Origin of the sequence: Streptomyces sp. NBC_00259, from assembly GCF_036181745.1 — a bacterium.
In the GTDB taxonomy this organism is placed as follows: domain Bacteria; phylum Actinomycetota; class Actinomycetes; order Streptomycetales; family Streptomycetaceae; genus Streptomyces; species Streptomyces pratisoli.
On sequence record NZ_CP108080.1, the window covers coordinates 361,830 to 375,860 of the forward strand.

Annotated in this window: 14 protein-coding genes and 1 pseudogene; 13 read left to right on the forward strand and 2 right to left on the reverse strand. The window is 72.8% G+C overall.

Annotation, left to right across the window (positions count from 1 at the left end; translation table 11 throughout):
- Positions 1 to 361 precede the first annotated feature (361 nt).
- From OG766_RS01745 to OG766_RS01770, 6 genes and pseudogenes are all read left to right on the forward strand, one after another.
- The gene (locus OG766_RS01745) at positions 362 to 1,855 is read left to right on the forward strand and encodes an FGGY family carbohydrate kinase (protein ID WP_328724363.1); all 1,494 of its coding nucleotides are present in this window, start codon (positions 362 to 364) and stop codon (positions 1,853 to 1,855) included.
- Complete coding sequence (locus tag OG766_RS01750; RefSeq protein ID WP_328724364.1) at positions 1,852 to 3,249, forward strand: FAD-dependent oxidoreductase; 1,398 nt, start codon at positions 1,852 to 1,854, stop codon at positions 3,247 to 3,249. The genes OG766_RS01745 and OG766_RS01750 overlap by 4 nt, the downstream gene beginning before the upstream one ends.
- The gene (locus tag OG766_RS01755) at positions 3,246 to 4,469 is read left to right on the forward strand and encodes an NAD(P)/FAD-dependent oxidoreductase (protein WP_328724365.1); all 1,224 of its coding nucleotides are present in this window, start codon (positions 3,246 to 3,248) and stop codon (positions 4,467 to 4,469) included. The genes OG766_RS01750 and OG766_RS01755 overlap by 4 nt, the downstream gene beginning before the upstream one ends.
- 208 nt (positions 4,470 to 4,677) lie before the next feature.
- Positions 4,678 to 5,096: pseudogene (locus tag OG766_RS01760) on the forward strand (nuclear transport factor 2 family protein).
- Positions 5,093 to 5,944 (forward strand): NmrA family NAD(P)-binding protein, encoded by an 852-nt coding sequence (locus OG766_RS01765; protein WP_328724366.1) that lies wholly within the window; start codon positions 5,093 to 5,095, stop codon positions 5,942 to 5,944. The pseudogene OG766_RS01760 and the gene OG766_RS01765 overlap by 4 nt, the downstream one beginning before the upstream one ends.
- A 66-nt stretch (positions 5,945 to 6,010) precedes the next feature.
- Positions 6,011 to 6,619, forward strand: coding sequence for a TetR/AcrR family transcriptional regulator (locus OG766_RS01770; protein WP_266377295.1), 609 nt, complete (start codon positions 6,011 to 6,013; stop codon positions 6,617 to 6,619).
- A 19-nt stretch (positions 6,620 to 6,638) separates the two neighbouring features.
- Here the strand turns inward: OG766_RS01770 and OG766_RS01775 are convergent, their stop codons facing one another.
- A complete protein-coding gene (locus OG766_RS01775) occupies positions 6,639 to 8,030 on the reverse strand; it encodes an NADP-dependent succinic semialdehyde dehydrogenase (RefSeq protein WP_266377291.1) in 1,392 nt (463 codons plus the stop codon).
- 182 nt (positions 8,031 to 8,212) lie between these two features.
- Here OG766_RS01775 and OG766_RS01780 point away from each other — a divergent pair, with 182 nt between their 5' ends.
- The 7 genes from OG766_RS01780 to OG766_RS01810 all read left to right on the forward strand — a co-directional run bounded on the left by OG766_RS01780 (position 8,213) and on the right by OG766_RS01810 (position 12,777).
- Positions 8,213 to 8,959, forward strand: a complete 747-nt coding sequence (locus OG766_RS01780) for a hypothetical protein (protein WP_266377289.1) — start codon at positions 8,213 to 8,215, stop codon at positions 8,957 to 8,959.
- Between the two features lie 124 nt (positions 8,960 to 9,083).
- Positions 9,084 to 9,557, forward strand: coding sequence for an NUDIX domain-containing protein (locus OG766_RS01785; protein ID WP_266377286.1), 474 nt, complete (start codon positions 9,084 to 9,086; stop codon positions 9,555 to 9,557).
- Positions 9,558 to 9,593: 36 nt separating this feature from the next.
- Complete coding sequence (locus OG766_RS01790; RefSeq protein WP_266377284.1) at positions 9,594 to 10,271, forward strand: glycoside hydrolase family 75 protein; 678 nt, start codon at positions 9,594 to 9,596, stop codon at positions 10,269 to 10,271.
- 12 nt (positions 10,272 to 10,283) lie between these two features.
- Positions 10,284 to 11,327 (forward strand): PHP domain-containing protein, encoded by a 1,044-nt coding sequence (locus tag OG766_RS01795; RefSeq protein ID WP_328724367.1) that lies wholly within the window; start codon positions 10,284 to 10,286, stop codon positions 11,325 to 11,327.
- A 68-nt stretch (positions 11,328 to 11,395) separates the two neighbouring features.
- Positions 11,396 to 11,818 carry a hypothetical protein gene (locus OG766_RS01800; protein ID WP_266377278.1) on the forward strand — a complete coding sequence of 141 codons (423 nt, stop codon included), beginning with the start codon at positions 11,396 to 11,398 and terminating at the stop codon, positions 11,816 to 11,818.
- Between the two features lie 93 nt (positions 11,819 to 11,911).
- Positions 11,912 to 12,256 (forward strand): ArsR/SmtB family transcription factor, encoded by a 345-nt coding sequence (locus OG766_RS01805; RefSeq protein WP_266377275.1) that lies wholly within the window; start codon positions 11,912 to 11,914, stop codon positions 12,254 to 12,256.
- Positions 12,253 to 12,777, forward strand: coding sequence for an SRPBCC family protein (locus OG766_RS01810; RefSeq protein ID WP_266377272.1), 525 nt, complete (start codon positions 12,253 to 12,255; stop codon positions 12,775 to 12,777). Before OG766_RS01805 ends, OG766_RS01810 begins: the two co-directional genes overlap by 4 nt.
- Positions 12,778 to 12,823: 46 nt before the next feature.
- On the opposite strand, the gene OG766_RS01815 is transcribed toward OG766_RS01810, so the two are convergent.
- The gene (locus OG766_RS01815; RefSeq protein ID WP_266378384.1) at positions 12,824 to 14,029 is read right to left on the reverse strand and encodes a cytochrome P450 family protein; all 1,206 of its coding nucleotides are present in this window, start codon (positions 14,027 to 14,029) and stop codon (positions 12,824 to 12,826) included.
- Positions 14,030 to 14,031 lie beyond the last annotated feature (2 nt).

The window sequence follows — 14,031 nt, forward strand, 5'->3', positions numbered from 1 at the left end:
ACGGAGCTGAGGACCGTACGTGGCACCGTACGTAATCCGGAGCGGGCATGCGTCGTCATGGGTCCTCCAGGACGGTGGGGGCGAAGGCGGCACGTCCGGCCGCCGAGGCGTCCTGCTGTTGATCGACGATCAGTGTAGGGGTGGTCGCACTCCGTGGGATCACGTTCTCGGATCTTGCACAACTCTTCGACCACAGCAGCAAACTGACTGGTCATCAGCTACTTTCGCCGTACGCCTTGCGGACCGTGGCCGGGTCCCCGGTCCGGCCTTGACGAGGGCCGGAGGCTCGGCCAGGCTTGCCGTCGGTGATCACGGTCGTGGCTTCCCGCGACCGTACCGGGACATACCGAAGAGACGGGACATGGTGTCTGCCGACCCTCGTGCCAACGCCTCGGTGCTCGCCGTGGACCAGGGCACCTCGGGCACCAAGGCACTCGTCGTCTGCCCCGAGCGGGGTGTGATCGGCACCGGCTCGGCGGTCGTACGGCCTCGCTACGGCGCGGGCGGGGTCGTCGAGGCCGATCCGGGCGAGCTGCTGTCGTCGGTCCTCGACGCGGGCCGTCAGGCGCTCGCCGAGGCCGGGGAGCCGGTCGCGGCGGTGGGTCTGGCCAACCAGGGCGAGACGGTGCTCGCCTGGGACCCGGGCACCGGTGAGCCGCTGACCGACGCCATCGTGTGGCAGGACCGGCGGGCCGCTTCCGTGTGCGCCGGGGTGAGCGCGGACGAGGCGGAGGAACTGCGCGGTCTCACGGGCCTGCCGCTCGACCCGTACTTCGCCGCGCCGAAGATGGCCTGGATCCGGCGCGGCCGGACCCGCGAGGGCGTCGTCACCACCAGCGACGCATGGCTGATACACCGGCTGACCGGTGAGTTCGTCACGGACGCGTCGACGGCGGGCCGCACCCAGCTGCTCGACCTCGACCGCGTCGCATGGTCGCCTCGCGCACTGGAGATCTTCGGACTTGACGCCGAACGGCTGCCGCGCGTCGTGGACGCGGCGGGACCCGTCGGCACGACCACGGCCTTCGGACCCGCGCTGCCGCTCACCGGACTGCTCGTGGACCAGCAGGCCGCCCTGCTGGTCCAGCGCGTCACCGAGCCGGGGACGGCCAAGTGCACCTACGGCACGGGGGCGTTCCTGCTGGCCCAGACGGGTGCCCGGCCACGGCGCGGGAGTTCGGGCCTGGTCAGCTGTGTGGCGTGGCGGCTCGCCGGTCGGACCAGCTACTGCCTCGACGGGCAGGTGTACACGGCCGCGTCCGCGGTCCGCTGGCTCACCGGTCTCGGTGTGATCTCCGGGGCGGCGGACCTCGATCCCGTCGGCTCGTCGGTGCCGGACTCCGGGGGCGTCACGTTCGTACCGGCGCTCGCGGGACTGGCGGCGCCGTGGTGGCGGGCGGATCTGCGCGGGTCGCTGACGGGGCTCGGCCTGGACACCACCGCCGGACATCTGGTGCGGGCGCTGTGCGAGGGAATCGCCGCGCAGGTCGTCTCGCTCGCCGATGCCGTGGCCGCCGATCTGGGTGCTCCGCTGTCGTCGCTGCGCGTGGACGGCGGGCTGACGCGGTCGGCACTGCTGATGCAGACCCAGGCGGATCTGCTGCAACGGCCGGTCGAGGTCTCGGCGTTGCCCGACGCGACCGCCCTGGGGGTGGGGGCGGTGGCGCGGCTGGGCCTCGATCCCGGTCTGGGCGTCGAGGCGGTGGTACCGGCATGGAAACCGGCCGCCGTGTACGAGCCCCGCATCCCGGCCGGGCGGGCGCGGGAGCGGCTGGCCGCGTTCCGCGCGGCGGTGGACACCCTCACCGCGCAGCGGCCGGACACTCCCCCGCTGCCCGCGCAGGACGCCTCGTGACCGTCACGACGGCCGGCCCGCCGGACGACGACGTCCTCGACGTCGTGGTCGTCGGTGCCGGTGTCGTCGGCACCGCCATCGCCCGCGAGCTGGCCCGCTACCGGCTGCGCACCGCCCTCGTGGAGGCGTCGGCGGACGTCGGCGACGGCACGTCGAAGGCCAACACGGCGATCCTGCACACGGGTTTCGACGCCGTCCCCGGATCGCTGGAGTCCGCTCTGGTCCGGGACGGCGGCCGGCGGCTCGCCGCCTACGCCGCGGAGACCGGTACCCCCGTGGAACCGCTCGGGGCCCTGCTCGTCGCCTGGGACGAGGAGCAGTCCGCCGCGCTCCCGGGCCTGGCGGAGAAGGCGAAGCGCAACGGCTACGACGAAGCCTCGACCATCGGCGCCGGGGAGCTGCGGGCCCGCGAGCCACACCTCGGCCCGGGAGCCCTCGGCGCACTCCACGTCCCCGGGGAGAGCATCGTCTGCCCGTGGACGACGACCCTCGCGTACGCGACCCAGGCCGTGCGCTCCGGTGTCACGCTGCATCTCAACTGCCCGGTGACCGGCGTCGGTTCCGTGGACGGACGGCATGTGATCAGCACCGGCCGGGGGCCGCTGCGCGCCCGCTACCTGGTGAACGCGGCCGGGCTGTACGCGGACGAGATCGACCGGATGCTCGGCCATGACACCTTCACCGTCACCCCCAGGCGCGGCCAGCTCATCGTCTTCGACAAGTTCGCCCGCGGCCTGGTCCGCCACATCCTGCTGCCGGTGCCGACGGCCCTCGGCAAGGGCGTGCTGGTCGCGCCGACCGTGTACGGGAACGTGCTGCTCGGGCCGACCGCCGAGGACCTCGACGACAGGACGGCGACCGGTTCGACGGCCGAAGGTCTCGCCCTGCTGCGGGAGAAGGGCCGCCGCATCGTGCCGGAGCTGCTCGACGAGGAGGTCACCGCCGTGTACGCGGGGCTGCGCGCCGCGACGGGCCAGGAGGACTACCGCATCCACAGCCGGCCAGGACAGCGGTACGTCACGGTCGGCGGGATCCGCTCGACCGGGCTGACCGCGTCCATGGCGATCGCCGCGCATGTGGTGGAACTGCTCGTCGACGCCGGACTCACTCCCGGCCCGCCGCGCACGCTCGCACCCGTCCGCATGCCCAACATCGGCGAGGCGTTCCCCCGGCCGTACCGGGACGCCGAACTGATCGCCACCGACCCGGAGTACGGCACGATCGTGTGCCACTGCGAGCGGGTGACGCGCGGCGAGATCCGGGACGCGCTGGCCGCCGACATCCCGCCCGCCACGCTGGACGGTCTGCGGCGGCGGACGCGTGCCCGGGGCGGTCGCTGCCAGGGCTTCTCGTGCGGGGCCGCGGTGCGCGAGCTGTTCGGGGCCCGCCGGTGAACCGGCGCACGGTCGACGTCCTCGTCGTCGGCGCGGGTCCGGCCGGGCTCGCCGTCGCCACCGCGCTGGCCGGGACCGGCGCCGGTTCGGTCGAGGTCCTCGAACGGGAGCAGGAGACGGGCGGCGTGCCCCGCCACTGTGACCGGGGCGGCTTCGGACTTCGGGACCTGCGGCGCCCGATGAGCGGGCCCACGTACGCCCGGCACCGGACCGCGGCGGCCCTGCGCGCCGGGGCGGTGCTGCGCACCGGAGTCATGGTCACCGGGTGGGCCGGTCCGCTGACCGTGGAGACGACGAGCCGGACGGGACTGGAGCAGTTGTCGGCGCGGGCCGTGGTCCTGGCGACCGGTGCGCGCGAACGGCCGCGCAGCGCCCGGCTGGTACCGGGCGACCGGCCCGCCGGGGTCTACACGACGGGCGAGTTGCAGCAGGCCGTCCATCTGTACGGGCAGCGCGTCGGCGAGCGGGCGCTGATCGTCGGCGCCGGTCCCGTGGCCCGTGCGACCGTCGGCACGCTGCGGCGGGCCGGCGTCGAGCCCGTCGCCCTGGTGACGGAGGAGCCGGGCCTCCTGCCGCGTCCGGGGCTGCGGCGTCCCGTACCCGTGCTCACGGGCACGGCCGTGACGGCACTGCACGGGCGGGGACGGCTCACCGGGGTGGCGCTGCGCCGCCACGACGGCGGCACCGCGGTCGTCGCCTGCGACACGGTCGTCTTCACCGGCGACTGGATCCCCGAGCACGAGTTGGCGAGGACTGCCGGGATCGCGCTGGACGCGGGCACCCGCGGCCCGGCCGTCGACGCCTCGTTCCGCACCGCGCGCCCGGGGGTGTTCGCCGTGGGCAACGTCCTGCACGGCGTGGAGACCGCGGGCGCCGCGGCGCTGGAGGGCCGCCGTGCGGCCGTGCGGGTACGGCGCTTCCTCGACGACGGCCGGTGGCCGGAGGTACGGGTGCCGCTCGTGACCGAGGGCGCGCTGCGCTGGGCGGCCCCGAACCTCTTCGCTCCGGGTGACGCGGGGACCCGGCTGCTGCTGCGCGCGGAGCGGCGGATCGTACGACCGGTACTGACCGTCACCCAGGACGGCCGACTGCTGCACCGCGAGCGGCTGCTGCGTACGGCGGGTCCGGAGCGTTCGCTGGTGGTGCCGGCGCGCTGGGCCGGCCGCGTGGACGGCGACGGCGGCGCGGTGCGGATCTGCCTCGGACAGGGCTACGGCTGAGGCTGGGGCTAGGGCCAGGGCCAGGGCCAGGGCCAGGCTAGGGCTACGGCCTTCTCGGGATGGGAGGCGGCCACACCGCCTCCACCCCCGCACCATCTCCCTCCCGGACGTGGGCCACGGCCACGCCCTCGTTTTCAAAACGGACCAGCAGTCCGTATGATGCTTCCATCCGGACCACCGGTCCGCTTCACCATGGATGTGATCACACATGCCCCTGCCCCCCGCGGAGCTCTACCGCCACGGACTGCGGCTGCTGCTGGAGAGGACATCCCCGCCTGGGTCGAACTGTGGGACGAGGACGGCGTCCTCGAGTTCCCCTTCGCCCCGGCGGGCTGGCCCCGGCGCCTGGAGGGCAAGCAGGCCGTCGCGGACTACATGCGCCACTACCCCGACCACATCGACCTCCACGACTTCCCCCATGTGGAGATCCACCAGACCACCACGCCCGAGACCGTCGTGGTCGAGATGCGCGGGGTCGGCCGCATGGTCGAGACCGGCCGCCCCTTCGACATGACCTACATCGCCGTGGTCACGGTCAAGAACGGGCGCATCACCTCCTACCGCGACTACTGGAACCCCCTCGCCGTCCAGGAGGCGGGCGCCGACTTCGCAGGAGCGACCCGATGAACACGCCCGCCACCACCCTCGTCATCGGCGCGACCGGCACCACCGGCCGCCGCGTCGCCGCCGGGCTGAGCGCCAAGGGTCTGCGCGTCAAGGCAGCCGGCCGGCGCGCCACCCCGGTCGACGGCGCGCAGGCCGTCCGCTTCGACTGGTACGAGCCCGCGACGTTCGGCGAGGCCCTCGACGGGGTCGACCGCGTCTACCTCGTCCCGCCCATCGGATCCTCCGACCCCGCCGAGGTCATGCTGCCCTTCCTCCGCCGGGCCCGCGCCACCGGCGTCCGGCGTGCGGTGCTGCTCAGCTCCTCGGCGATGCCCGCCGGAGGACCGGTCGTGGGCCAGGTCCACCAGGCCCTGCCCGGACTGTTCGACGAGTGGGCGGTGCTGCGGCCCTCCTGGTTCATGCAGAACTTCACCGGCCCGCATCACCATGGGCGCACCATCCGCGAGGACGGCGTCATCCTGACGGCCACCGGAAAGGGCCGCGTCGGGTTCGTCGACGCCGAGGACATCGCCGCCGTCGCCGTTCACGCACTGGCCGACGACCGGGCTCCCGACACCGATCTGATCCTCACCGGGCCCGAGGCGCTGAGCTACGAGGACGTGGCCGGGATCATCACCGATGTCACCGGCCGGCCCGTGGTCCACCGGCATCTGACGTTCGAGCAGCTGCGCGACCGCTTGGCGGCCGGGATACCGCTGGAGTTCGCCACCATGCTGGCCGGCATGGACCGCGCCATCGCCGATGGCGCAGAGGACCGCACGTCGGACACGGTCGAGCGCATCACCGGCCGTCCTCCGCGGAGTTTCCGCGCGCTCATGGAAGCGGAGATGTCGCGAGGCGGCACCTGATGGCGGCGCCCGTACCCGACCGGCTCGACGACGCGATCCGACCCGTCAGCACACCGAGGAGGACCCGTGGCCCAGCGACCTGAGCGCGCGGACGCCGTACGCAACCGAGAGGCCGTCCTCGCCGCCGCCGACACCCTGTTCGCCGCCAGCACCAGTCCCCAGAGCGTGTCGATGGACGACATCGCCGCGGCGGCCGGTGTGGGCAAGGGCACGCTGTTCCGCCGCTTCGGCGACCGTGCGGGCCTGATCAGGGCGTTGCTCGCGGCCCGGCTCGAACCCCTGCAGCGGGCCGTGCAGGAGGCGATGGGCACGGAAGGGTCCCCCGCGCCGCCGCGGCAGCTGGTGAGGGACCTGCTCGACGCCTCACTGCGCTTCAAGATCGAGAACCGTCATCTGATGTCGGCGGCCGAGGACGCCGGGCTCGGCAACCCGTACCACGCCGGGCACTACGGCTGGTGGCACGAGACGCTTCGAGAGGCCCTGCGCCAGGTGCCCGGCGTCCCCGACGCGGACTTCGCCGCCCACGCGCTGCTGGCCGCCATCCGCGCCGACCTCGTGGTGCATCTGATCGACGATCAGGGGACCGCGCCCGAGCACCTGCGGGCCACGCTCGCGGCCTACGTCGACACCGTCCTCGGCGACAGCTCCGGCGCGGCCCCGCCGAAGCGGCATTGACCCGGCGGCGACGACGCGGTCAGGCGGCGGTCCAGACGGTCGTGGTGTTGCAGAACTCCTTGATGCCGTGCCCGGACAGTTCGCGGCCGTAGCCCGACCGCTTCACGCCCCCGAAGGGCATCGCCGGGTGTGAGGCGGTCATGCCGTTGAAGAAGACACCGCCCGCCTCGATGTCCCGGACGAACCGCTCCATCTCGCCCTCGTCGCGGGTCCAGACGTTCGAACTCAGGCCGAAGGGGCTGTCGTTGGCGACGGAGACGGCCTCCTCGAGGTCCGCCACGCGGTAGACGGTCGCGACCGGGCCGAAGGCCTCCTCCTGGTGGATGCGCATCTCGGGGGTGATCCCGGTGAGTACGGTCGGGAGGTAGAACCAGCCGTGCGGCTGATCCCCGGGGCGTCCGGCACCGCACATCGCGCGCGCGCCGAGCCGTACGGCGTCGTCGACGAGTTCCTCCAGATCGGTGCGGCCCTGCTCGGTGGCGAGCGGTCCGACGTCGGTGGACCTCTCCAGCGGGTCGCCGACGGTGAGCGCCTCCATCCGGGCGGCGAACCGCTCGGTGAAGGTGTCGTAGACGTCCTCGTGGACGATGAACCGCTTGGCCGCGATGCAGGACTGACCGTTGTTCTGGACCCGCGCGGTGACCGCGGTCCGTGCGGCCTTGTCGACGTCGGCCGACGGCATCACCACGTACGGATCGCTGCCGCCGAGTTCCAGCACGGTCTTCTTGACCTCGTCCCCGGCGATCGAGGCGACCGACCGGCCGGCGGGCTCGCTTCCGGTGAGCGTCGCGGCGGCGACCCGGGGATCGCGCAGCACGCCCTCGACCGCGCCCGAGCCGATCAGGAGGGTCTGGAAGCAGCCGTCGGGGAAGCCTGCCCGGTGGAAGAGATCCCCCAGGTAGAGGGCGGTCTGCGGGACGTTGGAGGCGTGCTTCAGCAGTCCGGTGTTGCCGGCCATCAGCGCCGGCGCCGCGAACCGGACGACCTGCCAGAGCGGGAAGTTCCACGGCATCACGGCGAGGACCACGCCCAGGGGGCGGTAGTGGACCCGCGCCCTCGCGGCGCCCGAGTCCAACACGTCGTCCTCCGCGGGGTACTCGTCGGCGAGGAGCCGCTCGGCGTGATCGGCGTACCAGCGCATCGCCTTGACGCACTTCGCCGCCTCGGCCTCGGCCGCCGCGAGGGGTTTGCCCATCTCGCAGGTCATGGTGCGGGCGATGTCGTCGTGGTCCTCCTCGAGCAGCGCGGCCGCCCGTTTGAGGAGCCGGGAGCGCTCGGCGAACGAGGTCGTGCGGAACGTACGGAACGCCGCGTGGGCGGCGGCCAGCCGCTCCTCGATCACCTCGGGGCCGATCGCTTCGAAGGTCTTGAGCGTCTCGCCGGTCGCGGGGTTCACACTGGCGATGGGCATGGCTGTGTCCTCCTTCGGCCGCGCACTTACGACCCTGCCGCGCGCCGCGCGGAGCCGCAACGCGGCAGCCGGGGCAGCTGCCGCCGCACGGCGTTCACCCGAACGGGCAGCGGGTGACCGCGCGGCGTACGCTCGGGAGAGATGGATCACCCGGCTTCGATCCGTTCGCCCGGGGAGACGACGTGACGCGACATCGCCACAGCACACGGGGACCGGCCATCCTGACGGCGCTCGCCATGGCCGCGCTCGCGGCCGGCGGCGGCACCGCGTACGCCGACGACGACATCGAGACGCTCACCGCGCGGCAGATCTCCGAGAAGGCCCGCGAGGCCCTGCTCGGCGCCACATCGGTGCACATCACCAGCAAGGGCGACCTCGGCCGGCCCGGCGCGCCCGACGAGCTGGATCTCACCCTGGACCGCGCGGGGAACTGCGCCGGCTCGGTGAGCATGGGCGAGTCGGGATCCGTGGAGGTCATCAAGCGCGGCACAACGGTCTGGCTGAAGCCGGACGCGGCGTTCTGGAAGAACCACGTTCCCGGTGCGGGAGAGGCCGCCGAGGCGATCGTCGGGGACCGCTACGTACGCGGCTCGACCGAGGACAGCATGCTCAAGGGCATGGCCGAGGTGTGCGACCTCGACACGTTCGTGAACCGGCTCACCGGCGCCCCCGAGAGCGACGTCGTCCTCACCAAGGGCAAGAAGGCGGAGATCAACGACGTCGACGCCATCCCGCTGACGGGCGAGCGGTCGGGCAGGACGATCACGCTGTACGTCGCGACCGAGGGCAAGCCCTATCCGGTGCGCCTGGTCGTGAAGGGCGCCGGTGCGGCCGAGGCGACCGTCGACTTCTCGGCGTACGACACTCCGGTCCCGGCCGGAACTCCCCCGGCCGACGAGAGCATCGACCTGTCCACTCTGATGGGTTAGCCGCGACCCCGAGGGCCTGTCGGCCGGTCACACCTGGGTGGGCCGAGCCTCGGCCCGCCGCGCACCTGCCCGCGGGACCGCGGTGCGTTGGCGGCGCCGCACGGTGCCCAGCAGACTCGGCGCCATGTCGGGCAAGCGAAGCGCGGGCCTCCTTCTCTTCCGGGGCATGGATCCGGATGTCGAGGTGCTGATCGGGCACATGGGCGGCCCGTACTGGGCCGCCAAGGACGAGGGCGCGTGGTCGATCCCCAAGGGCGAGCACGGCCCTGAGGAACAGCCGGAGGCCGCCGCGCGCCGGGAGTTCGAGGAGGAGCTCGGACTGCCGGCGCCGGACGGGGACCGGATTCCGCTCGGTGAGAGCCGCCAGTCGGGCGGCAAGACCGTCACGGTCTGGGCGGTCGAGGGCGACCTCGACGCCCGGGCGGTGGTGCCCGGCACTTTCACGATGGAGTGGCCGCCACGGTCCGGCGTGCTGAGTGAGTTCCCGGAGATCGACCGGGTCGGCTGGTTCTCCCTGGAGCGCGCGGCGGAGCTGCTCGTCCCGGGCCAGCGGATCTTTCTGGACCGGCTCGGCCACCACATACGCGGCGACCGCTGACAGCGGTCGCCGCTCCTGAACCGGAGGAAACACCCCGTGCCCCCTTACCTCAAGGCCGTCGCCGTCTGCGGCGCGGCGCTGCTCACCGCGACCGCTCTCCCCGCCACCACCTCCCGTGCGTACGCCGAGGGTTCGGTGACGGCCCGGGAACTACTGGCAGAGGTCAGTAGCTGCTCACGAATATCCGACGGCTTCTACCAGACCGACGCGGACGAGGACGAGTCCGTCGCGGTGTGCGGGACCAGGGAGGCCGTGTTCTGGAAAGCGGACATGGACATCGACTGCGACGGCTGGCCGAGCGAGGAGTGCAACAGCGACACGGATCCCTACTTCCAGCCCGAGACCGCGTACGCGGACTCCGTGGGAGATCCGCTCGACTCCGCCGAGCTGCCCTTCATCGTCGTCCCGGCGGCGAGTTCGCTCTGGGACTACAACGAGTCCGGCATACGCGGCGGCAGCGTCGCGGCCGTCATCTACCGCAACCGGGTGATGTACGGGGTGGTCGGGGACGCCGGACCGAGCGAACTGATCGGCGAGGCGTCGTACGCCATGGCCGACGCGCTGGGCATCGATCCCGATCCACACGAAGGAGGCGCCAGTTCGGGCGTCACCTACATCGTGTTCCGTGACTCCAAGGCCTCCCCCATCGAGTCCCATCGCGCGGCCTCCACGATCGGCGACAGGCTGGCGCGGAAGTTCGTCGGCCGCTCGTGACGGACCCCTGCCATGGACCCCGTGGAAGCACTGGACCGGATCGCCTTCCTGCTGGAGCGTTCCGGGGCTCCCACCTACCGGGTACGGGCGTTCCGTACGGCATCGGCGGCCGTCGCCGCGCTGGGTGAGCGCGAGACCGGGGAGCGGGCCGAGGCCGGTTCGCTGGAGTCGGTGCGGGGCCTCGGGCCGAAGACCGCGCAGGTCGTGCGGGAGGCGCTGGCGGACGAGGTGCCCGGGTATCTGCTGCGGCTGGAGGACGAGTCGGACGGCGGGCCGGCCGAGGGCGAGACGGGAACGCGGTTGCGCGCGGCACTGCGCGGCGACTGTCATCTGCACTCGGACTGGTCGGACGGCGGCAGCCCCATCGAGGCGATGGGGCGTGCCGCCGCCGGCCTCGGCCACGCGTGGGCCGTGCTCACCGATCACTCCCCCAGGCTCACGGTCGCGCGGGGGCTGAGCGCGGAGCGGCTGCGCGAGCAGCTGGACGTGGTGGCGGAACTGAACCGGACCTGGGCGCCGTTCCGGCTGCTCACCGGCATCGAGTGCGACATCCTGCCGGACGGCTCGCTCGACCAGGAACCGGAGCTGCTGGACCGGCTCGATCTGGTGGTCGCCTCCGTGCACTCCAAGCTCCGGATGGAGGCGCGGCCGATGACCCGGCGCATGGTGGCCGCCGTGACGAATCCGCTGGTCGATGTCCTGGGGCACTGCACAGGGCGGCTGTTGACGGGGCGTGACGGGGCCCGGGGCCGCCCCGAGTCGGAGTTCGACGCGGAGCAGGTGTTCGCGGCGTGTGCCGAGACCGGCACGGCCGTGGAGATCAACAGCCGGCCGGACCGTCTGGATCCGCCGCGGCGGCTGCTGCGCGCGGCGGTCGAGGCGGGCACCCTGTTCGCCGTCGACTCGGACGCCCACGCCCCGGGCCAGCTGGACTGGCTGATCAACGGCTGTGTCCGGGCGGAGGAGTGCGGCGTGCCTCCCTCCCGGGTCGTCAACACATGGAGTGCGGACGCTCTGCTGCGCTGGACGCGGACCCGGGAGCTGCCGGAGGGCTGAGCGAGGTGCGGGCCGCGGCGGCCCGGGGCTCTGCCCGTGCTGTGCGGACCGTGAGGTGCGACCTTGGAGTGGGACGCCCCGCAGAGGAGAGGACGGCGATCACCGTGACCGTGACGGACCGGCACGAGGAAGTATCGGTGCAGCTCAGCGGCGCACCGGAGGACGCGGACGCCGTCTTCGGCGCGCTGGTCGCGGCGTACCCCTGCGACCGGGACGCCGAGGAGCACCCGCATCTGGTGGACCAGAGCGGCCACCCGACGATCTGGTCGGCCACTTACGACGTGGCACCCGCCGAGACGGCGGCGCCGGTGGCGGCCACGGCGCTCGGCGCGCCTGTGGCGGCCGAGCTGTCCGGGTCGTACGCGGCGGTGGACCGGCTCGCCCAGGCACTCAGCAGCGGTTTCGCGGTGGAGGAGGAACACGCGGTGTCGGGGGACGGCGAGAAGCAGCTGCGGGTGCGGCTGGCCTCGTCGCCGGCAGCGAACGGCTGACGCGGCCGTCGAACGGGGCCGCACACGTGGGTGTCGCCGAGGCTCCCTTGCATGCCTTGACAGGCATATAACCAGTGACGCATATTCGATGGCATGACGGACGCCATCTGGTCGGCCCTGGTGGATCCGCACCGGCGGGCCGTGCTCGATCTGCTGCGCGAGGGCGACCGTGCGGTGGGCGAGCTGGTCGAGCTGCTCGGCCAGTCCCAGCCGAACGTGTCCAAGCATCTGCGGGTGCTGCGCGAGGCCGGGCTCGTCCGGGTGCGCAGACAGGCACAGCAGCGCATCTACGCGATCGAGCCCGGCCCGATCGCGGAGCTCGACGCCTGGCTCGCGCCGTACCGGCGTCTGTGGAACGACCGTCTCGACGCACTGGGCCGCTACCTCGACGACGAAGACGGTGTCGGTGCAGCAGCACACGCAGAGGAGCCATCATGAACCGCGGAACCTTCATCGACTTCGAGGGCCGCCCCGCCGTCCGCTTCGAACGCAGCTATCCGCACCCCGTGGAGCGGGTCTGGGCCGCCGTCTCCGAGCCGGAAGGGCTCGCCCACTGGTTCCCGTCGAAGGTCCGGATCGAACCGCACGAGGGCGGGAAGATCGAGTTCTCGGAGGACCCCAACCTGCCGGCGACGACGGGCACGGTGCTGGTCTTCGAGCCGCCGCACCGGCTCGCCTTCACCTGGGAGGGCGACGAGATCCACCTGGAGGTGACGGCCGAGGGCGAGGGCTGCCGGCTGGCCCTCACCAATGTCCTGGCCGCGCGGAACACCGCGGCCCGCAACGCCGCGGGCTGGAGCGTGTGTCTCACCGAGCTGGACCGGCATCTGGCGGGCGCCCGGTCCGAGGGCCCGCACAGCGAGTCGGCCGAACCGTGGAAGCCGTACTACGACGCCTATGTCTCGGAGGGCATGCCCTCGGGCGCGGAGATTCCCGGCGCGCCCTCGCAGGAGTCCTGAGCGCCGGGCGGCGCGGCCCGGCGCTCAGGACCGGCTCGTGCGGGCCCTACGGCACCGGCCGTACGGGCAGCTCCTGGACGCTGTTCCCGACGAAACTGGCGTGGCGCGTGAGCTCAGGCTCCGTGACGGCGAGGTCCAGCTCCGGGAAGCGGGTGAACAGCTGCTCCAGGGCGATGGTCGCCTCCATCCGGGCCAGCGGCGCGCCCAGGCAGTAGTGCGGCCCGTGGCCGAGCGAGAGATGGCGGGTCGCGGACTCGCGGGTGATGTCGAAGCGGTCGGCGTCCGGGCCGTGCGCGGCCTTGTCGCGCCCCGCGGCGGAGTATCCGGCGAGGACCGGAGTGCCCTTGGGGACGACCGTCCCGTCGAGGGTGAGGTCCCGCGTCGGGTAGCGGAAGGGGAAGTAGCTGACCGGGCTGTCCCAGCGCAGCGTCTCCTCGACCACGTCGGACCAGCTCGCCTTGGCCGAGCGGACCAGCGCCAACTGGTCGCGGTGCGCGCACAGCGCACGGACGGCATTCGTGATCAGGTTCAGCGTGGTCTCGTGGCCGGCGATGATCATCAGCAGCAGTGTGCCGATCAGCTCCTGCGGGCTGAGCCGGTCGCCGCCCTCCTCACGGGCGGCGATCAGCGCGCTCGTGAGATCGTCGCCGGGGTCCTTCATCCGGGCGGCCGCGACGGTGCTGAGCACCTCCACCAGTTCCCTGTTGGCGGCCATCGCCTCCTTCGGGCCGATGTCGGTGGCGACGACCTGGTTCGACAGATGGTGCAGCCGCTCGTGGTACTCGGCGTCCACGCCGAGCAGTTCGCAGATGACGCCCATCGGCAGCGGCATCGCGAAGTGCCGGCGCAGATCGGCGACGCCACCGCCGTCCGTGGCAGCACGGCCGAGTCCGTCCAGCAGTTCGGCGGTCACCGTCTCGATCCGGGGCCGCAGCTCGGCCACCCGGCGCGCGGTGAACGCCTTGCTCACCAGCGAGCGCAGCCGCCGGTGGTCGTCGCCGTCGGCGGTGGTCATGCCCTGTACGGTCGCGAACGTCTTCAGCGGCCATCCGTCGGCTATCCGGCCCTCGCGCAGCGCGGTGAAGTGCCCGGCGCCCTTGGCGACATCGGGGTGGGCGAGGAACTCCTTGAGCGCGTCGTGTCCGAGCACGGCCATGCCCGCCACGTCACCGGGCAGGACGACCGGGGTGACCGCGCCCCGGGCGAGCAGGCGGGCGTTGTCCGCGTGCGGGCAGCCGCCGGCCGGGTCCATCC